Here is a 21552-nt window from a genome sequence, read left to right as displayed (position 1 = left end):
GTAAGGCCTGTCTTTCCTTATGGCCCGTTCCTCGCGAGGAACGGGCCATAAGGCGTGCGGGATGTTCGCTTTTTTGCGGATTTCGTGATGTCGAGATGGGGGAAGGTTAGCTCCAAGCGGTGCGGTGGCCCGACTGAGGTGACAGCATGAAGGGCGGGAGGTGTCATGAGCGTTGACTTCACAACCGTCTACACAGGTTTGGTTGAATTGTGCGAGAAGTACGGTGTCGTCGAGTTGGCTGTCTTCGGCTCAGTCGCCCGTGGTGAGGACGGGGAGGGGAGCGACGTCGACCCCTCAACGGGTGCGGTTTCTTAGCTCTCCGGCAAAATCGCATCCTCATCTGAGGTGCTTTGCGAGTGCGTGCCGGAAGGTTTACGGGCGACAGGAGGCGCAGGGGAATCGGTCACCTCGTCGTCCTGTTGCGAATCATGAACGCAGACCGAATTCCAGGAGGACATCATGACGACCACGACGCGTCCCGCCGAGGCCTCCAGGCAGTTCACCATCGGGGGCGACCTCACCGTCAACCGCCTGGGCTACGGGTCGATGCAGCTCACCGGCGAGGGAGTGTGGGGAGACCCGCGCGACCCCGACGAGGCCGTCCGGGTCCTGCGCAGGGCGGTCGAGCTCGGCGTGAACCTCATCGACACCGCCGACTCCTACGGCCCGTTCGTCGCCGAGCTGCTCATCAAGAAGGCGCTGCACCCCTACGCCGACGACCTGGTGATCGCGACCAAGGCGGGGTTCACCCGGCAGGGTCCCGGGCTCTGGACGCCGGTCGGCCGTCCCGAATACCTGCGCCAGCAGGTCGAGCTGAGCCTGCGCCACCTCGGCGTCGAGCGGATCGACCTGCTGCAGCTGCACCGCATCGACCCGGCCGTCCCCGTCGCCGACCAGGTCGGGGAGCTCGCGCTGATGCAGCGGGAGGGCAAGATCCGCCACATCGGCCTCAGCGAGGTGAGCGTCGAGGACGTCGAGGAGGCGGGGAAGTCCGCGACGATCGTCTCGGTGCAGAACCTCTACAACCTCGCGCACCGCGACGCCGAGCCCCTGCTGGAGTACTCGGAGGCGAACGGCATCGGTTTCATCCCCTGGTTCCCGCTCGCGACCGGCAGGCTGGCGGCGGAGGGCGGCCCGCTCGCCGCGGCGGCGAGGGAGCACGGCGCCACCCCTTCGCAGCTCGCCCTGGCGTGGCTGCTGCGCCGTTCCCCGGTGATGCTGCCCATCCCCGGCACCTCGACGGTCGCCCATCTGGAGGACAACGTCGCCGCCGCTGCCGTCCAGTTGACCGACGAGGAGTTCAACGCTCTGACCAGGGGCGTCTGAGGAGTGCCGAGAATTTTCCCGAGGATACTTGCGAACCGAAGAGCCGCTAACCTATAACTGAAGTAAGAGGTTTCCGAGAAGGCAGGCTTGAGGATACCTGCCAGTTCATACGGAGGTGGTTACCGATGCTGCTGACGTCGATCGACCCGTTCATCCAGGAGTTCGACCGCCAGTTCGACCGGCTCTCCCGCCAGGTCCTGGGGTCGGGTGAGGGGGCCGCGCGGGTGGCCATGCCGCTCGACGGGGTCCGCCGCAAGGATGACGTCCTCCTGAAGTTCGACCTCCCGGGCATCGACCCCGACACCATCGAGGTGACCGTCGATCGCGGGGTGCTCTCGGTGAGCGCCGGCCGTGAGGAGGAGCACGGGGAGGAGGACCGCCTGTTCGTCCGCGAGCGCCCGATGGGCACCTTCACCCGCCGCGTCTACCTGTCCGAGCATCTCGACAGCGACAAGGTCGACGCCGCCTACTCCAACGGGGTCCTGGCGGTGCGCATCCCGGTCATCGAGCGGGCCAAGCCCCGCAAGGTCGCGATCCAGAAGGCCGAGCACACCGCGGACCAGAAGTCGATCAAGGCCTGAGAGGGCAGGGTCTGATCGTTCGACCTCCATGGGGTGGGCGCCGGATTCCGGTGCCCACCCCGTGCGTTTCGCGCACCTGTCGTCCCCCACAGGAAAGGAGCGATGATGGTCAGGTTGCCCTTCGACGACGAGCACGCCCCGCTGTACTCGGTCGGCCAGGTCGCCGACATGCTCAATGTGGAGCAGGCGTTCCTGCGCCGGCTCGACGAGCACGACGTGGTGCGCCCCGCCCGTTCCAGCGGCGGCCAGCGACGCTACACCCGCCACGAGATCGGCGACCTCCAGGACGCCATTCAGCTCATCGGTGAGGGCATGACCCTCGCCGCAGTACGCCGGATCTTTGTCCTGCAGCAGCAGGTGAACGACCTGCGGGAGGAGTTGGCCAGGGAGCGCGCCGTCCGCAGGGAGGACCGGTGACCCGGCCGGCCGGATCGCTCGGCCTCCGACCGCCCTGCGGCCGGGGCGTTCCGGTGCGCTCGGTCCACGTCGCACCGGAAACCGTGGACGAGGTCAGCCGCGGGCGCGGCTGACGGCGGTGGAGACCGCCAGCGGGATGGCCAGCAGGCCCAGCAGAGTGAGCTGGGTCGTTCTCGGTCCCAGACCTCCGCATTCCGTGGGGTCCTCACCGAACCAGGGGATCAGCGTCCCGATGGGTGGGCCGCAGTTCCCGATCGGCGACAGGGCAAGCGCCAGGATCAGTGCGAAGAGCAGGACCAGGCATTGCTGTGCGCTGGAGGACTCCAGTTCGGGCTCGAAGTGGCGGCGCCACTGACCGTAGGCCCAGAAGTAGACCGCGAGCGCGAGCAAGCTGAAGATCGTCGGAGACTTCCCGTCCAGCACGAAATGCGCCGTGGCCAGCGCCACCAGGGCGGCGGTGAACCACCAGGCGAAATGCCAGGGCACCGTCCACGGGCCGATCCGCGCCCACCCGGCCCCCTTCTCACCGTTCTCGATCCCGTTTCCCATGGGGACAGCGTGGTCCGAGCCGCTTGTGGGTGGGTTGGAGCCGACTGGGCGACGAACAGGCCGCGGGCGGTGTGCGGCCTACCCCTTGATGGCGCCGATGATGACCCCCTTGGTGAAGTGCCGCTGGACGAACGGGTAGAGGAACAGCACCGGCAGCAGCGCGAGGACGACGATGGCCATCTGGATGGCGAGGCTCGGCGGTGGTGACTGCCCGGCGATGGTGCCGACGCCGGTCTGTCCGACGATCAGCGACTGGCCCTGGAGCACGTACTGCCGCAGCACCACCTGCAGCGGCCACTTGGCGTTGTCGTTGAGGTAGAGGACGGCGTTGAAGAACGAGTTCCAGTAGCCGACCGCGTAGAACATGCCGATGACGGCGGTGACGCCCTTCGACATGGGCAGCACGATCGTCCGCAGGATGCGGAACTCGCTCGCGCCGTCGATGCGGGCGCTGTCGGTCACCTCTTCGGGGATGTTCATGAAGAACGCCCGCATCACCACCAGGTTGAACGCGGTGACCGCGCCCGGCAGGATGAGCGACCAGTAGGTGTCGATCAGTCCCAGCGAGCTGACCAGCAGATAGTTGGGGATCAGCCCCGGTCCGAACAGGAAGGTGAGCAGGACCAGGAACAGCATGGGCCGGTGCAGCAGCGAGCCGGGCCGTGACAGGCCGTAGGCGGCGAGCACGGTGACGGTGAGGCTGATCGCGGTGCCGACGAGGGTGACGCCGAGGCTCACCATCACCGACCTGGTCACCACGCCGCCCGCGAACAGTTCCTCGTACGCGGCGAAGGACAGCCCGTTCGGCACGGTGACCAGGCCGCCGGCCTCCGTCACCGCCTCCTGGGTGGACAGGCTGGTCAGCACGACCATGTAGATCGGGAAGAGCACGCACGCGACGATGAGCGTGAGGACGAACCCCTTGAGGAGCCCGCCGACGCGGCTGGGCCGCTCGGCCCAGGGGGGAAGAGTCGTCATGATCGTTTGTAGATTCCCTGCTCGCCGAATCGGTGGGCGACCTTGTTGGCCACCAGGATCAGCACCAGCCCCACCAGGCCCTTCACCAGACCGGCCGCCGCGCCGTAGCTCCACTCGCCGGTGAGCAGCGTGCGCCAGTACACGAACGTGTCCAGCACCTCGGCGGCCTCCCTGCCGACCGCGTCGCGCTGCAGGAAGAACTGCTCGAAGCCGACGTTCAGCGCCTCGCCGAGGCGCAGGATGAGCAGCAGCACGATGACCGGGCGCAGGCCGGGCAGGGTGATGTGCCACAGCCGTCGCCAGCGGCTCGCGCCGTCGACGGCGGCGGCCTCGTAGAGGTTCTGGTTGATGGCGGCGAGCGCGGCGAGGAAGATGATCGTTCCCCAGCCGGCGTCCTTCCAGACCGTCTCCGCCGTGACCAGCACGATGAACGTATCCGGATTTGTCATGAGATCGATGCCGTCGTACCCGTGGTCCCGCAGTGTCTGCGCGAGCAGGCCCGCGCCTCCGAACATCTGCTGGAACAGCGTGACCACCAGCACCCACGAGAAGAAGTGCGGCATGTAGACGATGCTCTGGATGAACAGCCGCAGCCGGGGCCGCACCACGCTGTCCAGGAGCACGGCGAACAGGATCGGTATGGGGAAGTAGAAGATCAGCTGAAACGTGGTGATCGTGAGGGTGTTGATCGTCGCGTCCCAGAAGCTCGCGTCGAACATCAGCCAGTGGAAGTTGGCGAACCCCACCCACGGACTGTCCCCGATGCCCACGTACGGCGAGTAGTCCTGGAACGCGATCACGTTGCCGAGCAGCGGGACGTAGTGGAACAGGATGAGCAGCCCGATGGCGGGAAGGGTCATCAGGAGTAGCTGCCAGTCACGTTTCAGGCGCGCGATGAAGGGTTGTGGGCGCGCCCGGCTTGTCCTCGGACCCCTTTTGCGGACATCCTTGGAGGTGCCGGCGCCGGCGGGTGAGGTCAGGTCACCCGCCGGCCCGGTCCCTTCGCTGTCCTCGGGGGCGGTCCTAAGCACGGCCGTTGTCCCGCAGGACCTTCATGTAGAACTCGCGGGCCTCGTCCCCGCCGTCCCGCCGCCACTCCGTGACGATCTGCTTGGCGTCGCTCACCGGCCGCCGGCCCCGCATGATGTCGGTGAACTTGTCCTCGGTGGGGACCTGCAGACCGGAGTACTTCGACGGCTTCTGGATCCTGATCCCGTCGAACGGACCCTTCTCCAGATACTGGAAGCTCGCGTTCTGCCACTCCATGTTGAGCTTGACGGCGTCGGGGAAGGCCCAGTCCACGTACAGCGGGCGCCCGCCGAGGAAGCCGTAGGTGTAGGCGACCTCCTTGCGGCCGAGGTCGGTCGCCTCGGGGATGCCGTTCGCGTCCCGCTTGAAGTGCTTGCCCTCCACGCCGAAGTTGGAGAGCTCGTACTCCCTGGTCCCGTACGGCGCCGCGCACCAGTTGAGGATGGAGATGATCTCCTCCACCTGTTCCTTCGGCAGGCCCTTCTTGACGAAGGTGAAGAGGTTCGCCGCGTTGTTGTGGTACATCAGCGGGGTGCCGCCGTCGTGGGCGAAGAGCGGGAAGACGCCCAGGGCGAAGTCGGGGTTCCTGCCGCGGTGCTGCTGCAGGAGCTCCTTCCAGCCGCCGAGCCCGTCGCGGTAGATCAGGATCTGCCCGCTCCCCATCAGCTCCTTCTCGTTGGCGCCCTTGCTGCCGACGACGCTCGGGTGGACCAGCCCCTCCTTGAAGACCTTCCGCATGAACTCCAGCATCGGCTCGTACTCGGGGGTCTCGTACTTGTGGACGAGCTTGCCGCCCTCGTACCGCCACTCCTGCGGGATGCGGAAGGTCGGCCACATCATCTCGTGGATGGCGCCGAACGCCCAGCGCTTGGCCTTGGCGTCGGTGATCTCCTTGCCGAGTTCGAACAGCTCGTCGGCGGTCTTGGGGTTGGTGTTCCAGCCGTTCTTGTCGAACAGGTCCTTGCGGTAGAGCAGCGCGAGGGGGTACGGCTCGGTCGGGAACGGCACCGCCATGAGCTTGTCGTTCCAGACCGACCACTGCCACGCGGCGGTCGGCAGGTTGGCCAGCAGCTGGTAGGGCTTGACCTTGTCGCCCTGCAGGTAGGGGGTGAGGTCCTCGAAGGCCTTGTCGACGGCGGTGTTGAAGTCCGCCATCTTGTCGATCTCCCAGCTGGGGATGCACATGATCTCCGGGATGTCCCCGGCGGCGAGCCTGGCGATGACCTTGTCCACGTAGACGTTGCCGTCGGCGATCTGGAACTCCACGGTGGAGCCGATGTCGGCGTTGACGGCCTGGAAGTAGGAGTTGCTCGCCAGACCGGGCGGCGGCGGGCCCCACAGCGGGGTCATCGCCTTGTAGGCGCCGCCCTTGCCCGCCTTCTGGGTGAGCGCGGGGGTGGGCGTGGCCGGGTAGGAGGTGAAGCCGCCGCTGACGTCGGGTACCCCGGGAAGGGTGGAGATCGTGCCGGGGATGTCGGGCTTGAGGCCGGGGAAGGCGGTGTAGGTGGGGGTGAGGGACGTGAGCTTGTCCGCCGCGGCGGCCGTGGCGCCTCCGCTGCCGGGCCGGGGGCCGCTCGGCGCGGAGCACGCGCTCAGCAGGCCGCCGCCCGCGGTCATCGCGGCGGTGAGCCCCACCAGCCCGAGGAATCCGCGGCGGCTGGTCAACGCGCCCTGGGGAAGGTCGTTCACGGGGCGCTCCCTTCGTTGGTTCGTGGTGGATCGGGGGGTGTCGTGGAGGATGGCTCCGGGGTAGAATTAGTTCGTCTTTCGACCAAACAAATTAGTCGAGGGTGGCCGCCGCCACAAGAGACCGCCGATCGCGGGGCACGGGGGAGCGGTCACGGATTGGTGAACGATGGGGCATGATGGGGCCAGCCTGGCCGAGCGGGAGCGGGACTCACCTTGATCACATCTACGACTGACCCGCGGCCGGCGGACTTCGCCGACGTGCGGGCCACCAACCTCGCCGTCGTGCTGAGGTTCGTACGCGGGCACGCGCCGTGCTCGCGGGCCGACATCGCGGCGTCCACCGGTCTCAACAAGGCGACCGTGTCGAGCCTGGTCGCCGATCTGATCGACCGCCGGCTGGTCAGGGAGACCGGCCTGACGGAGAACCGCGTCGGCCGCCCCGCCACGATGCTCGTGCTCGACGGCTCGCCGTACGCGGCGATCGGCATCGAGGTGAACGTCGACTACGTCACCGCGGTCGCGGTGGACCTGTCGGGGGAGAAGCTGCTGTCCTGGCGCCGGTCCTTTCCCGGCGCGGCCGGTACGGCGGGCCAGGCGATGGCCACCGTCGCCGGAATCGTCCGCCGGGTGGTGAGCCGGATGGCGAAGGAGGAGCGCCAGGTCCTGGGGCTCACCGTGGGCGTGCCCGGACTGATCGGCACCGACGGTGCCGTGCGCGTCGCCCCCAACCTCGGCTGGCGTGACGCCGACCTCTGCGGCGACCTCACCAAGGCCCTGCGTGACCCGGGCTTCCCCGTGCAGGTCGACAACGACGCCAACCTCGCGGCCCTGGCCGAGCACCGCTTCGGCCCGCACGCGGGGACGGCGAACCTGATCTACCTCACCGGCGAGATCGGGGTCGGGGCCGGGATCATCCTCGACGGACGGCTGCGCCGCGGGGGCCAGGGATACGGCGGGGAGATCGGCCACATCCAGATCGACCCCCTCGGCGCCGAGTGCCGCTGCGGACGCCTGGGCTGTCTGGAGGCCGTCGCCGGGATCGGCGCCGTGCTGGAACACGCCGCGATCTCGCCCGCCGAGGTCGAGACCGAGCTCGAAGAGGTGGCGCGACTTGCCCGCGTGGGCGACGAGCGCACGCTCGCCGTGCTGAGCACCGTGGGCCACAACCTCGGCAAGGGCGTGGCCCTGCTGGCCAACCTGCTCAACCCCGAGGTGGTCATCCTGGGCGGCTACTACGTGCCGCTCGCGCCGTGGTTGCTGCCCGCGGTGGAGGCGGAGATCGCGGGACGCACGATCGCGCCGGACGCCGGGGGCTGCCGGGTGGTGGCCTCCACACTCGGGTACGGGGCGGCCGCGCTGGGGGGCGCCGCCCGGGTGCTCGACTCCGTGGACGCCGGTCACCTGCCGCGGGTCTCGTGATCCGCGTCCGGGCGGACGGCCCGTTGGATTCATGCTGTTTTCAGGAGATCCGCTGACCCGGATCCGGGGATTTTCGGTCGCCGACAGGCGTTCTTCCGATCCGGATCCGGGTGGATTCGGGCCGTTTGCCGGGCAACTCTTGACCTCGGCCGCACAGGAGTGCACCCTTCAGGGAAGCTCCGTTCGAAACACGCGCGTAACGAACACCGGGGCACGCGGGTGACGACGGAGTTTTCCCGGACCGATTATCGAAGCGCTTCGACTGAAGCGCCCTTCCACGCCGGAAAGTCGAAGCGCTTCGACGCTCTCAAAGGGATGGTCCCCGATGAACGAACCGTTCCGTGACCCGGAACTCCCCCTCGCGCGGCGGATCGCGGACCTGCGGGGCAGGCTCACCCTGGAGGAGAAGGTCGGGCTGCTGCACCAGTACCAGCAGCCGGTGACCCGCCTGGGGGTCGGCCTGTTCCGCACCGGCACCGAGGCGCTGCACGGCCTCGCCTGGCTCGGTCCGGCGACGGTGTTCCCGCAGGCGATCGGGCTGGCCAGCACCTGGGACCCCGATCTGGTCCGGCGGGTCGGCGAGGCCACGAGCGACGAGGTCCTCGCCTTCCACCACAAGGATCCGACGGGGGCGGGGCTCAACGTCTGGGCTCCGGTCGTCAACCCGCTGCGCGACCCCCGCTGGGGCCGCAACGAGGAGGGCTACTCCGAGGACCCGTGGCTGACCGGCCTCATGGCGACGGCGTACGCGTCCGGCCTTCGGGGGAGCGATCCCGCGGTGCTGAAGACCGCGCCCACCCTCAAGCACTTCCTCGGCTACAACAACGAGACCGACCGCTGCGTCACCTCCAGCGAACTGCCGCCCCGGGTGCTGCGCGAGTACGAACTCCCGGCCTACCGGCCCGCGCTGGAGAGCGGCGCCGCGGTCGCCGTGATGCCCTCCTACAACCTGGTCAACGGCCGCCCCGCCCACCTCAGCCCGCTGATCGAGGAGGTGCTGCGGGCATGGGCGCCCGACGACATCCTCGTCGTCAGCGACGCGTACGCGCCGGGCAACCTCACCGGCGCGCAGGGATACCACGACGACCTGCCCGAGGCGTACGCCCACGCGATCAGGGCCGGGCTCGACAGCTTCACCCAGGACGACGACCGTTCCGAGGCCACCCTCGGCCACATCCGCGCCGCGCTGGAGCGCGGCCTGCTCACCGAGGAGGACGTCGACGCCGCCGTGGGACACGCGCTGTCCGTCCGCTTCCGGCTGGGCGAGTTCGACCCCACCACCCCGTACGACGACATCGACGAGGCGGTCGTCAACTGCCCCGAGCACCAGAGCCTCGCCCGCGAGGCCGCCCGGCGCTCGATCGTGCTGCTGCGCAACGACGGCCTCCTGCCGTTCGACGCCTCGGTGCGCAGGATCGCGGTCATCGGCCAGCTCGGCGACACGCTCATGGAGGACTGGTACTCGGGGACCCTCCCGTACGCCGTCACCGCCCGTGCAGGGCTCGCCGAGCGGTGCGAGACCGTCTTCTGCGAGGCCGTGGACCGGATCACCATCTCGGTGGACGGTGGCGCGGAAGGAACGAACGGCCGTTTCGTCGTCGCCGACCCCGACGGCGGGCCGCTCGGGCTCGGCGGCGAGCCCGACCTGTTCGACCTGTTCGACTGGGGCGGCGGCTGCTACGCCCTGCGGGCCGTGACGACCGGCCGCCACCTGTCCGTCGACGAGGAGGGGGTGCTGGTCAACGACCAGCCGGGTCCCAACGGCTGGGAGGTGCGCCAGACCTTCCGCACCGAGGACCGCCCCCGAGGCGCGCTCGCGCTCCGGCACATCTCCACCGGCCGCTACCTCGCCTTCGACGGTGAGGTCTTCCGTCTCGCCGACGACGCCGACGCCGCGGCCTGGCTCACCGTGGAGCGGGTGGTGAGCGGCGCCGAGGCCGCCGCCGCGCTCGCCGCGACCGCGGACGTGGCCGTGGTGGTCGTCGGCGACCACCCTCTGGTCAACGGCAGGGAGACCGAGGACCGCCTCGACCTCGCGCTGCCCGCCGCGCAGCAGGCCGTGGTGCGGGCGGTGCGCGAGGCGAACCCGAGAACCGTGATGGTGATCAGCAGCGGCTACCCGGTGAGCTGGGACGGCGACGACCCGCCCGCGGTGCTGTGGTCCTCGCACGGGGGCCAGGAGTACGGCCACGCGCTGGCCGAGGTGCTGTTCGGCGACGCCGACCCCGAGGGGAGACTCACCCAGACCTGGTACCGCTCGGCGAGCGAGCTGCCCGACCTGCTCGACTACGACATCATCGCCACCGACGCGACCTACCAGTACTTCAGGGGGACCCCGCTCTACCCCTTCGGGCACGGTCTCGGCTACACCACCTTCGAGTACGCCGACCTGGCCGTCTCGGTGGAGGGCGGCAGGCTCACCGCCTCGGTCACCGTCACCAACACCGGCTCCCGCGAAGGGGTGGAGGTCGTCCAGATCTACACCCGCCAGCGGCGCTCCCGGGTCAAGCAGGCGCTGCGCCACCTGCGGGGCTTCGTCAAGGTGCGTCTCGCCCCCGGCGAGAGCACCCGGGTCGACTGGGGGCTCGACATCGCGGAACTGGCCTTCTGGGACGTCACCAGGGGCCGGTTCGTCGTCGAGGACGCACCCCACAAGGTCATGGTCGGTGGCTCCGCGCGGGACATCCGGCTGTGCGCCCCCTTCCACGTGGACGGCGAGCGGATTCCGCCGCGCGACGCCTTCGCGGGCCCGATCGCCGCCGTGGACCACGACGAGTACGACTCGGTGGCGTTCGTGGACGCGGCCAGGGTCTCCGGCGACGCCGTACGGTCCACCGCCGAGGGCGCGTGGATCGTGTTCCGTTCGGTCGACCTGGGGGAGGGGGCCGCGTCCTGCTCGGCCACCGCGACCAGCGCCGAGGGCGGCGTGCTCACCCTGCGCCTGGACGACCCCCTCTACGGGCCCGTCGTCGGCGACCTCCCCGTTCCCCGCGCGGGCCGTTACGACCTCGCCGAGATACGCGCCGGGCTTGCGGAGGCCGGGGGAGTCCACGATCTTTATGTGGTGTTCGAGAACGCGGGGATCACCCTCGCCTCCCTGAGCTTCGGCGCGGTCACGTGAGCGGGCGGGCGGTGACGATCAGCGAGGTCGCCAGGCACGCCGGAGTGGCCGTGAGCACGGTGTCGTACGTGCTCAGCGGGAAGCGCGCGATCTCGGCCGACACCCGGCGCCGGGTGCTCGACAGCGTGCGGGTCCTCGGATACCACCCCAACGCCGGTGCGAGGGCCCTGGCCAGCAAGCGGGCCAACGTCATCGCGCTGGTACTGCCCCTTCGGGCGGGCGTGCACGTCCCGGTGCTGATGCAGTTCGCCACCTCGGTGGTCACCGCCGCGCGCAGGTACGACCACGACGTGCTGCTGCTCACCGCCGACGAGGGCTCCGACGGGCTGCGCAGGGCGGCGGCGAGCGCCCTGGTCGACGGGCTGGTCGTGATGGACGTGGAGCTCCACGACAGCCGGGTACCGCTGCTCAGGGATCTCGCCGAACCCAGCGTGCTGATCGGCTTCCCCGCCGACTCGGCCGGCCTCACCTGCGTCGACCTCGACTTCGCGCGGGCGGGCGCGCTCTGCGTGGAGCACCTGGCCGAACGCGGGCACCGGGAGGTCGCGCTGCTCGGCGCCCCCTCGGTCGTCTACGACCGGGGCACCGGCTTCGCCCGCCGTACCCGGGAGGGCTTCGTCGCGGCCGTGGACGAGACCGGCCTGACCGGGGTGGCCCTGCCGTGCGAGGAGAACTTCGACCAGGTCTCCACCACGATCGCCGAGCTCCTCGACAGCAGGCCGGGCCTGTCCGGGCTGGTCGTGCACAACGAGGCCGCGGTCGGTCACGTGCTGGGGGCGCTGCGCCAGTACGGCAGGCGGGTGCCCGACGACGTCGCCGTGGTGGCGATCTGCCCCGACGACATCGCGGAACGCTCCAGTCCGCCGCTCACCTCGGTGCTGATCCCGGCCGAGGAGGTGGGCCGTCAGGCGGTCCGGCTGCTCATGGAGAAGCTCGAAGGCCGCGCCGTCCCCGACGGCACCCTGCTCCAGCCGAGGCTCACCGTCCGAGACAGCACCTGAGGTGCCTTTCGCCGGGGTCCTCGTCGCTCCCGACGGCTCCTGAGGTGCCTTTCGCCGAGGTCATCGCCATCCACGACGGCATCCGAGGCGCTGCCTTCCGACGGTTTCCCCGCACTCCGAGGCCCCACCGCCCGCGACGGCATCCGAGGCGCCCTGCGCCGAGGTTCTCACCGTCCTCGACGGCTCTTGAGGCGCCCGACCCGGCGGCTTCCCGCCAAGGTTTTCCCGGCGAACCCCCTGTTTCCTCTCAACGGCGACGGGCGCGCTCCCCCAAGGGAAACGCGCCCGCCGGTCTTGCGTGCGTACTGTCCTACCTGTTCGGCTTCTGCCGGGTGTTCCGCGCGGAACGACTACCAGTCGCCGCCGCCGAAGTCACCGCCGCCGAAGTCGCCTCCGCCGCCGAAGTCACCCCAGCCCCCACCGCCGAAGTCTCCTCCGCCGCCGAAGTCGGTGGCGCCGCTGCTGTCGCCGCCGCCGTAGCCGCCATAGCCGTAGCCGCCGAAGCCGCCGCTCATCATGCTGCCGATCATCGTGCCGACCAGCATGCCGGTCATGACGTCGCCGAAGCCGCCGTAGTAGCCCTGGGCGTAGGGCTGGTAGGCCGGGCCCGCGTCGTAGTACGGGCGGCGCTGACCGTTGACCATGACCTCACGCGCCTGCGGCTCGAAGCCGCGCTCGACGGCCTCCGCGTCGGCCGCGCAGGCGGGCACGTCGCGCAGCGCGCCGCCGGGCGGGGCCCAGCGCACGTCGCGGACGGAGGGGCCGTGCTGCGGGTTGAAGAAGCACGGGGAGCGTCGCTCGGGCAGCGGCTGGTTGTTGACGCGCGCCTTCACGCAGGCGAGGGCGTAGCGGCCCTCCTCCAGCGCGGTGGTCACGCCACGGAGCTCGTCGGGGCGGTTGACCGCCGCGAGCTCCAGCTTGGCCCGCTCGTAGGAGTCGAGGGCGCGCTGCCAGTCCTGCTGGTGGTCGGCGCCGTCGTTGAGCAGCTTGACGTCGGTGTCGAGGTCGGTGATCTCCTCACCGAACTTGGTGACGTCCTCGTCCACGGTCTGCTTGACCGCGGCCAGCTCGGCGGCCTCGCGCTCCTCGCGCTGCTTCTTCTTCTTGCGGGAGTAGAAGAAGATGCCCGCGCCACCGGCGAGGGCGAGCACCAGGATGCCGACCAGCACGCCCGTGCCGGAGCCGCCGGAAGGGCTGGAGGAAGCGGAGGAGGAGTCCGAGGAGCCGGCCGGGGCACCGCCACCGACGGCCGCCGCGTCGGCCAGCTTGATGAAGTTGATCACGTTGTCGGTCGGGCTGGAGGCGGTCTTCGCCCGCCCGAGCAGCTCGTCGACGTCGACGCCCTTGATGTTGGTGACGCCGAACGGCGTGGTGCCGCTCATCACCAGGACGACGGACTTGGAACCGACGCCCTTGAGGATCGAACTCAACAGAGTCCTCGCCTGGGACTGGCTGCTGATCGAGCCCTTGGGCAGCAGCGCCACGTAGACGGAGGAAGTCTCGTCGGCAGCCTTGCGCATGGCGTCGACGGCATTGGTGGGCAGACCCGCAGCGGGATCGGCGTAGAAGTTGTCCCCGTCCGTCAGCTCAGAGACGATCGCACTGGGGTCTGGCGCCGCGGCGTGGGCCGCCGGGGCGATCATGGACATGGCCAGTAGCCCGACGAACAATGCCATGATCATGGCACCGAAACGACCTGGCGCGGCTTTTGTGATGGTCACGGCAGAAAGCCTCCTTCGTCCTGAAGACGAATGAGTGGACGACAGAGTTCCCTACTCATCGACCGTATCCCCTTCAGGGCCGGGTCAGGCGTCCCCCGCCCACCTCGGTAGGGGATCGTCACCCTGCCCCTCCCGGCCTGGCGCCCGTCCTCGCCCGGTTCGACCCGGTACGCGCACGCGTCCCCGGCCCGGCGCGGGTTCGCGGGGTCCCTTTTCCCGCCCTGCCGAACCGTGGCTCCACCGAACCGTGGCTTCACCGGGCCGTGGCCCGCGGGCGCGCTCAGGTGTCCTTGATCTCGCAGATCGTGGCGCCGGAGGAGATGGTCTGGCCGACCGACGCCGCCAGTCCCGTGACGGTACCCGCCTTGTGGGCGGCGAGCGGCTGCTCCATCTTCATCGCCTCGAGCACGACGATCGTGTCACCGGCCGCGACGATGTCGCCGTCGGCGACGACGATCTTGACGATCGTGCCCTGCATCGGGCTGATCAGGGAGTCGCCGCTCGCGGCCTTCCCCGCCACCCCGCCGCCGCTCCGGCGCGGCGCCTTCGAGGCCGCGCGGCCCGCCCCCGCGGCGTTGCCGACGGCGAATCCCGAGGGCAGCACCACCTCAAGCCGCTTGCCGCCCACCTCGACGGTGATCCGCTCCCGCTCGGCCGGCTCCCCGGCCGTGCCCGGCTCTCCCTCGTACGGCGGGATCACGGTGTCGAACTCGGTCTCGATCCACCGGGTGTGCACCGAGAACGGCTCGCCCGTGAACGCGGGGTCGTCCACCACGGCCCGGTGGAAGGGCAGCACGGTCGGCATGCCGCCGATCTCGAACTCCGAGAGGGCCCTGCGCGAGCGCTCCAGTGCCTGCCGCCGGGTCGCACCGGTCACGATCAGCTTGGCGACCAGCGAGTCGAAGGACTGCGGAACGGTCATGCCCGCCTCGTAGCCGGCGTCCAGGCGCACCCCGGGACCCGAGGGGGCGCTCATGCTCGTGATCGTGCCGGGGGCGGGCAGGAAGCCGCGCCCGGCGTCCTCGGCGTTGACGCGGAACTCGATCGAGTGGCCGCGCGCCACAGGGTCGCCGTAGCCGAGCTCCTCACCGTCGGCGATGCGGAACATCTCCCGTACGAGATCGATGCCCGCGACCTCCTCGGTCACCGGGTGCTCGACCTGCAGACGGGTGTTGACCTCCAGGAAGGAGATCGTGCCGTCCTGGCCCACCAGGAACTCGCACGTGCCGGCGCCGACGTAACCCGCCTCGCGCAGGATCGCCTTGGAGCTGGTGTAGAGCAGGTCGAGCTGCTCGGGCGACAGGAACGGGGCCGGTGCCTCCTCGACCAGCTTCTGGTGGCGGCGCTGCAGCGAGCAGTCGCGGGTGGACACCACGACCACGGTGCCGTGGGCGTCGGCGAGGCACTGGGTCTCCACGTGCCGGGGCCGGTCCAGGTAGCGCTCGACGAAGCACTCGCCCCTGCCGAAGGCGGTGACGGCCTCGCGGACCGCGCTGTCGTACAGGTCGGGGATCTCCTCCAGGGTGCGCGCGACCTTCAGCCCGCGCCCGCCGCCGCCGTACGCGGCTTTGATCGCGATCGGCAGGCCGTGTTCGGCGGCGAAGGCGACGACCTCCTCGCTCCCCGAGACCGGATCGGTGGTGCCCGCCACGAGCGGCGCGCCGACCTTCTGGGCGATGTGCCGGGCCTGCACCTTGTCGCCGAGCGCGGTGATCGCGGCCGGCGGCGGGCCGATCCAGGTCAGCCCCGCGTCGATCACGGCCTGGGCGAAGGCGGCGTTCTCGGCGAGGAAGCCGTAGCCGGGGTGCACGGCGTCGGCTCCGGCCTCGGCGGCGACGCCCAGCAGCTTTCCGACGTCGAGGTAGGTCTCCGCGGGAGTCTCGCCGCCGAGCGCGCGGGCCTCGTCCGCGACCCGGACATGGAGCGCGTCCAGATCCTGGTCGGAGTAGACGGCGACGCTGGCCAGCCCGGCGTCCTTGCAGGCACGGGCGATTCGTACGGCGATCTCACCACGGTTGGCGATCAGGACCTTGTGCACCGACGTCGTTCCCTTCAGTACGTGCCAGTACGTGCGGAGGAGAGGACTGGCGGGCCTTCAACGGAGTGTAGGCGTCGCCTGACGGCAAGGGGTGGGTGGGTCCCGCAGTCCTTGTCATGCCCCGGGTCTCGTTTCCGATATTGCCCCTGCCCCTGCTCTCAGCCCCGGCCCCGGCCCCGGCCCCGGCCCCGACCCCGGTCTCGGTTTCGACCTCGGTCGCGGTCGCGGTCCTCGTCCCGGTCTCGGCCCCGGCCGGGGCGCGGAGGAGCCCCACCCGGCCGATCCCGAGGTCCCGCCCTTCACCGCGATCTCGCATAACAGTCCTATAACCCCTCTGAATTACGAAAAATCACAGCAATGGAGAACGTTTAGCCTCTCGGCCACCGAGGGAACGTCCATAGCCGCTTGGCATAACCCGGGCACCTCTGTGATCCTTGCGCCTATCGTGTTTTCGTTTGGCGACCGACTCTCCCCGACACCGATCCTAAGGAGACTGGCATGAGCCAGAACTTGCTCGGCGGCAATCCCGCGGAAATGCAGCAGATGGCCACCCAGTTCACCCAGCAGGCCGACCAGGTGAGGGCCACCGTGGCCGCCCTCGACCGGGAGGCCGCGAAGGTCGGCACCGCCTGGACGGGGCCCGGTGCCCAGCGTTTCAGCGAGGCCTGGCAGAACTACCGCGCCGCTTTCCAGCGCATGTCCGAGGAGCTGTCCGAGGCTTCTCGGGTCATCAACACCTACCGCGGCAATATCGAGTCCGCCACGCGCTAGAAAACGGTCCGCCGAAATGCCCCGTCCCACAAGGGACGGGGCATTTCCGTACTAGACGCATCGACAGCGGAGAGTGCGCCGACACGAGGGCCTCTCGTGCGATGACGAACCGTCGTACGACGGCGGCCTCTCATGTGACGGCGGCCTGGATAGGGGTGACCGAGCCCAGGGTCACGAGCAGGCCGCGGCCGGGAGGGCCGCCGACCGCGCCGCGGGGCAGGCGGACGGTGAACAGGTCGCCGTCGGCGGGACTCTGGACCGCGAGCAGCAGGCCCGTCCTGCCCTTGCGGGCCTCGGCCGCGAACCCCCGGTAGGCGGTGGTCAGATCGCCGGTGGTGCCGCCGACGAGCAGGCCGTGCTCGCCGTCCCTGCCGCTGCGCAACACCTGTTCCAGCGCGGTCCCCAGGGGGGAGTCGGGGGAGATCAGCTCGGCGTCGTCGACGATCACGACGTAGCGGTCCTGCCCCGCGACGGCCTCGTGCAGGTCGCCGCCCGAGTCCAGCACGGCCAGCACGCCGGGGGTGTCCACCAGCGTGCACAGGGGGCTGCGCCGAGGGGTGACGAGGACGGCGGGGGTGCCGTGGGAGAGCAGCGAGTGGGTGGCGGTCAGCAGGGCCGTCGACCTGCCCGACCTGGGCGGACCCGCGACGACCGCCGCCGGGCCGTGCGCGAGCAGGTCGACGCCGAGCGGTGCCAGCGAGTCGCCTCCCGCGCCGAGCAGCGCCCACAGCGGTGAGGGGGGCCGGAAGGAGGGCACGAGGTCCAGGACCTGCGCGGCGGTGACGCGCATCGGCAACGCGTCCACCCGCATCGGCGGCTCCGCGGTGATCTTCGGCGCCGAGCGGGCCAGTGCCTGGAGCGTGGCGACCTGCGCCGGTCCCGAGGGGTCGTCGCACAGCAGCGCGATCTGGCTCTCGATCGTGCCGTGCTCGCCGGTGGACAGCGCGCGGCCCGGCGCGAGGGTGGCCGGCAGGTCCTTGATGGACAGCCCGGCCAGGCCGTAGTCGGTGGGGTCGGCCAGCCGCAGGATCAGCCGGTCGTCGAAGACCGTGGAGATCTGCCCGATCAGCGCCGACCTGTCGCCGGTCACCACGGCCCGCAGGCCCACCGCGGGGCCTTCGCGCAACAGCTGCATCAGCGACTCGATCAGCCGCCCGTAGTCGTACGCCTCGAACGCGGCGACGAACCCCTCCCACCGGTCGAGCATCAGGACCAGCCACGGCAGCCGCGGCCCGTCCTCTGCGGCGCGCAGCTCGGCGAGCGAGGCGTACCCGGCCTCGGCGAGGAGCTGCTGGCGCCGTCCCACCTCCGCGCGGAGCCTGGCCAGCAGCCGTTCCACCCGGTCGAGCTGGTCGCGGGTCACCACCGCCCCGCAGTGCGGCATCGCCACCAGGGGCAGCAGCGATCCCGAGCCGCAGTCGATCGCGTGCAGGTGGACGTCGTCGGGGGAGGCTCCGGCGGCGATCGCCCCGGCCAGCGTGCGCAGCGCGGTGGAGCGACCGCTGCGCGAGGCGCCCGCGACGAGCAGGTGCCCCCCGTGGGCGAGGTCGAGCGCGAGCGCGCGCCGGTCCTGTGCCCAGGGCAGGTCGGTGATCCCGAAGGCGAGCGGCGGCACCTCCTCGACCCCCGCGCGGTACGGCAGGGCGCGGGGCGCGTCATCGGGAAGCACGGGCGTCGCGGGAAGGACGGGGACGGTCACGAGGTCGGGGAGCGGTTCGAGCCAGGGACTCGGCTGCTCGGCGACCCCGTCCAGGCGGGCCGCCTCGACCAGGGCGTCGACGAGCAGGGAGAGGTCGGTGACGTGGCCGCTCTCGGCCCCGGCGTGGACCGGCCTGGGCCGTCCCAGGGCCTGCCAGCCGACCTCCGTCACCCGTACCCTCACCTCGCCGCCGGAGGCGCCGGGACTCCGGCCGCCGATCCGCGCGGTCTGCACGGACGTCGCCGCCCCCGCGCCCGACTTCACGTAGCAGCGGCCGGGCGCGGACTTGGGGATGTACGAGGCGTCGGGGCGGTCGATGACGTCGGCCGACTCCGACGCCTCGGTGACCCGCAGGGCGATCCGCAGGGAGGTGTTGGCCTGGATGTCGGCGGTCACCACACCGCCGGGCCGCTGGGTGGCGAGGATGAGGTGGATGCCCAGCGAGCGTCCCCGCCTGGCGATGTCGACCAGCCCGGTCATGAAGTCGGGCAGCTCGCTCACCATGGCCGCGAACTCGTCGATGACCAGCACCAGCCGGGGCAGCGGCGGCGGGGGCTCCAAAGACGCAGAGGCCGCCGAGGCCGCTGTGCGCCCGCGCAGCGGCCTGACCTGGGGGCCGCCTCCGGCGACGAGCAGGTCGCGGGAGGCGCGGGCGGTGCGGGTGTCGCGCAGCTCGTGGTAGTCCTCGATGTCCTTCGCCCCCGCGGCGAGCAGCAGGCGCTCGCGGCGGCGGATCTCCGCGGCGAGCGAGGCGAGGGCCCGCTGGGTGAGGTGGCCGTCGAGGTCGCTCACCATGCCGACGGTGTGCGGCAGCCGCACGCACTCCTTGAACGCGGCGCCGCCCTTGTAGTCGATGAGCACGAACGTCATCTCGTCCGGCCGGTTCGCCACCGCGAGCGAGGAGATCAGGGTCTGCAGCAGTTCCGACTTGCCCGCGCCCGTGGTTCCCGCGATGAGCGCGTGCGGCCCGTCCCTGCGCAGGTCGATGGAGAACGGCCCCTCGGGGCCCACGCCCACCACGGCCTCGGTGGCCCGTCCCCAGCGCCCGGTCAGGGCCGCGCCGGAGAGCGAGGGCAGCTCCAGCAGGTCCAGCAGCCGCGCGGAGTCCGGCAGGGCGAGTCCGGCGTCGTCGCGGCTGACGTCGCGGATCGGCGCCATCGAGCGGGCCAGCCTGTCGCACCAGGCGGACGTCACCTGGTCGGCGAGGATCTCGCCGAGGTCGTCCAGGCCGCCGCCGCGCAGCCGCACCGTGCCGTCGGCCTCCACGGCGGCGACGGTGGCGCACTCCTCGGGCAGCAGTCGCTGGTCGCCGTCGACGGCCAGGGTGTGGACGCCCGCCCTGGGACCCTGGCGCAGCACCTGGGGCATGCCGGGCAGGGCGCGCAGCGCCTGCGCGCCGTCGAGCACGACCAGCACGTCGTAGGGACGCTCGTCGTAGACGGGGGCGGCGTACAACTGGTCGGCGCCGGTGCCCGCGCCGCCGCCCAGGTCGCCCCAGCCGGCCGGGATGCGGCCCAGCTTGGCCGCGGGACCCGCGGCGGCGTCGTCGCCGAGGCGCTCGTCGATCAGCGCGGCGAGCTCGCTCACCCGGCGGGCCGCGCTCTCCGGGTCGGTGCCGACCAGGGCCACGCAGTCCTCGCCGCCGCGCGGGGCGCAGTGCGGCAGCCAGCGGACCCAGTTCCAGCGTTCCTCGCCGTCGCCGTGCGCGGACAGGACGACGATCGCCAGGTCGCGCGGGCTGTGCAGGGCGGCGGCCTGGCCGACCAGCCAGCGCGCCACCCCCGCCGTCGTGTTCCTCGGCCCGGTGAGGCCGGCGACGCCCAGGCGGCGCATGGCCAGCGCCACCGGTACCGCCTGGCAGGTGGGCGGCGCGGGCAGCGGGGCGTCGGCCGGTGCGGAGCGCTCGGGGGTGAACTCCAGGTCGGCGGGGAGGTCGGCGAGGCCGACCCGCAGCCGCAGCGCGTCGGGGTCGTGGTCGCGCCGCTCCCAGAGCCGCCGCCGGGGGCCGGTCACGGTGAGCAGCACCTCGGCGGGGTCGGGCGCGGCGGCGCGGCGGGCGGTCTCGTCGTCGGCGCGCGCCCGGTCCACGGCCGCCTCGAAGACCTCCAGCCGCTGCTTGTACTCCTTGAGCTGCTGGCGGTACTGCTTGCGGCCGTGCCGCCTGTCGCTCCACCACTGGCCGATCATGATCAGTGGTGTCATGAACGCGAACAGCAGGAAGTACGGCGATTTGAGGGCGATGGCGAGGCCCACGCCCAGCGCGGCGGGCAGGAACGCGGTGAGCAGCTGCAGCCGCATCGTCTCCGCCCGCCTGGGCTCGGCCGGGACCTCGAAGCGCCGCGCGCCGCCCGGCGGCCGGAACCTGGGCGGCCGGTTGTAGGCGAGCCCGCCGTCGGGTTGCGCGTCCAGGTGGGCGTCGGGCGGCTCCACCGCCTTGAGGGTGAGCACGGTGCCGCCGCAGCTCAGCAGGGCGTGTTCCGGCCAGGGCAGCGGGCCTTCCAGGGGGTCGCGGCCCAGCAGGGGCGCCGTGCCCTCCCCGGGTTCCACGGTGATGGCGTCCGGGGTGAGCCGTACCACCGCGGCCCGCGCGGGCAGCCGGGGGTCGGCCACGGAGACCGAGCAGGCGGGGTCGGAGCCGATGGTGTGCACGCCCAGGCTGAGGCGGTGCACGGAGCCCGCGGCGGGTCCGCCGACCACCCGGATCTCCACGATCCCGCCGGGTTCCTCGGCGAGGGTGGCCGTCGCGAGGGAGCGGTCGAGGGTGACGAGGTCGCCGTCGCGGAGCAGGCCGAGCGCGGGGGCGGCGGGGTCGAGGGGGCGGCCGTCCATCCACAGCGTCGGGGGCTCGGCCCCGGCGGAGTCGCGATCCAGCCCGTACGGGGCCTTGCTGCGCGTCAGCCGCACCACGTTGCTCGGTCGCTCGCCGCCCTGGCCCGCCAGGGACTCCGCGAGTCGTGCCACCGTGGTCGTCTCGTCGCCCTCGACCACGACATCGCGGTCGGCGTGCTCGCTGAGCACGGTGAGCATGATTCGCATCGCCGCTCTCCTCGGGTCGGGCCGCGGGTCCACCGTACAGAGGGAAAACCATCCCGGTGGGAGTGTTCGCGGCAATGTCGTGACTCACCGCCGGTATGTGGAAAACGGTAAAGCCTGTGGATAACCGCCTGGGGATGATGGCCGGTTATACCGTCTCAAGTGGGCATTTGTCGCTTC

At 71.0% G+C, this 21552-nt stretch carries 15 protein-coding genes; 8 read left to right on the top strand and 7 right to left on the bottom strand.

Annotation, left to right across the window (positions count from 1 at the left end; all coding sequences use genetic code 11):
- The first annotated feature begins 165 nt into the window (after positions 1-165).
- From ACFY3D_RS06840 to ACFY3D_RS06825, 4 genes are all read left to right on the top strand, one after another.
- Positions 166-315, top strand: a complete 150-nt coding sequence (locus ACFY3D_RS06840) for a nucleotidyltransferase family protein (RefSeq protein ID WP_389975859.1) — start codon at positions 166-168, stop codon at positions 313-315.
- Positions 316-459: 144 nt separating this feature from the next.
- Positions 460-1326: an aldo/keto reductase gene (locus ACFY3D_RS06835; protein ID WP_389975855.1), complete on the top strand. Its 867-nt coding sequence runs from the start codon at positions 460-462 to the stop codon at positions 1324-1326.
- A gap of 125 nt (positions 1327-1451) precedes the next feature.
- A complete protein-coding gene (locus ACFY3D_RS06830) occupies positions 1452-1907 on the top strand; it encodes an Hsp20/alpha crystallin family protein (RefSeq protein WP_389975852.1) in 456 nt (151 codons plus the stop codon).
- Between the two features lie 105 nt (positions 1908-2012).
- Positions 2013-2324 carry a MerR family transcriptional regulator gene (locus ACFY3D_RS06825; protein WP_389975850.1) on the top strand — a complete coding sequence of 104 codons (312 nt, stop codon included), beginning with the start codon at positions 2013-2015 and terminating at the stop codon, positions 2322-2324.
- A 93-nt stretch (positions 2325-2417) separates the two neighbouring features.
- Here ACFY3D_RS06825 and ACFY3D_RS06820 read toward each other — a convergent pair whose 3' ends face one another.
- From ACFY3D_RS06820 to ACFY3D_RS06805, 4 genes are all read right to left on the bottom strand, one after another.
- Positions 2418-2873, bottom strand: a complete 456-nt coding sequence (locus tag ACFY3D_RS06820) for a hypothetical protein (protein WP_389975848.1) — start codon at positions 2871-2873, stop codon at positions 2418-2420.
- 78 nt (positions 2874-2951) lie between these two features.
- A complete protein-coding gene (locus ACFY3D_RS06815) occupies positions 2952-3851 on the bottom strand; it encodes a carbohydrate ABC transporter permease (RefSeq protein ID WP_389975845.1) in 900 nt (299 codons plus the stop codon).
- The gene (locus ACFY3D_RS06810) at positions 3848-4882 is read right to left on the bottom strand and encodes an ABC transporter permease (protein WP_389975841.1); all 1035 of its coding nucleotides are present in this window, start codon (positions 4880-4882) and stop codon (positions 3848-3850) included. The genes ACFY3D_RS06815 and ACFY3D_RS06810 overlap by 4 nt, the downstream gene beginning before the upstream one ends.
- Positions 4875-6569, bottom strand: coding sequence for an extracellular solute-binding protein (locus ACFY3D_RS06805; RefSeq protein ID WP_389975839.1), 1695 nt, complete (start codon positions 6567-6569; stop codon positions 4875-4877). The genes ACFY3D_RS06810 and ACFY3D_RS06805 overlap by 8 nt, the downstream gene beginning before the upstream one ends.
- Positions 6570-6782: 213 nt before the next feature.
- Here ACFY3D_RS06805 and ACFY3D_RS06800 point away from each other — a divergent pair, with 213 nt between their 5' ends.
- From ACFY3D_RS06800 to ACFY3D_RS06790, 3 genes are all read left to right on the top strand, one after another.
- Positions 6783-7988 carry an ROK family transcriptional regulator gene (locus ACFY3D_RS06800; protein ID WP_362896279.1) on the top strand — a complete coding sequence of 402 codons (1206 nt, stop codon included), beginning with the start codon at positions 6783-6785 and terminating at the stop codon, positions 7986-7988.
- Between the two features lie 325 nt (positions 7989-8313).
- Positions 8314-11109, top strand: a complete 2796-nt coding sequence (locus ACFY3D_RS06795) for a glycoside hydrolase family 3 C-terminal domain-containing protein (RefSeq protein WP_389975836.1) — start codon at positions 8314-8316, stop codon at positions 11107-11109.
- Positions 11110-11120: 11 nt separating this feature from the next.
- Positions 11121-12110: a LacI family DNA-binding transcriptional regulator gene (locus tag ACFY3D_RS06790; protein WP_389975833.1), complete on the top strand. Its 990-nt coding sequence runs from the start codon at positions 11121-11123 to the stop codon at positions 12108-12110.
- A gap of 350 nt (positions 12111-12460) precedes the next feature.
- On the opposite strand, the gene ACFY3D_RS06785 is transcribed toward ACFY3D_RS06790, so the two are convergent.
- Positions 12461-13831, bottom strand: a complete 1371-nt coding sequence (locus tag ACFY3D_RS06785; protein ID WP_389975830.1) for a hypothetical protein — start codon at positions 13829-13831, stop codon at positions 12461-12463.
- 280 nt (positions 13832-14111) lie between these two features.
- Positions 14112-15869: an acetyl/propionyl/methylcrotonyl-CoA carboxylase subunit alpha gene (locus ACFY3D_RS06780; protein ID WP_389975827.1), complete on the bottom strand. Its 1758-nt coding sequence runs from the start codon at positions 15867-15869 to the stop codon at positions 14112-14114.
- A gap of 498 nt (positions 15870-16367) precedes the next feature.
- Between ACFY3D_RS06780 and ACFY3D_RS06775 the strand changes: the two genes are divergently transcribed.
- A complete protein-coding gene (locus ACFY3D_RS06775; protein ID WP_350946392.1) occupies positions 16368-16640 on the top strand; it encodes a WXG100 family type VII secretion target in 273 nt (90 codons plus the stop codon).
- A 130-nt stretch (positions 16641-16770) separates the two neighbouring features.
- Here the strand turns inward: ACFY3D_RS06775 and ACFY3D_RS06770 are convergent, their stop codons facing one another.
- On the bottom strand, positions 16771-21375 hold the full coding sequence (locus tag ACFY3D_RS06770; protein ID WP_389975824.1) for an FtsK/SpoIIIE domain-containing protein: 4605 nt from the start codon (positions 21373-21375) through the stop codon (positions 16771-16773).
- Between the last annotated feature and the right edge of the window lie 177 nt (positions 21376-21552).

It is taken from the genome of Streptosporangium sp. NPDC000509 (assembly GCF_042898365.1).
Classification (GTDB): Bacteria; Actinomycetota; Actinomycetes; order Streptosporangiales; family Streptosporangiaceae; genus Streptosporangium.
The sequence above is the reverse complement of the archived record's forward strand: the minus strand, read 5'-3'. Positions and strand labels throughout refer to the sequence as shown.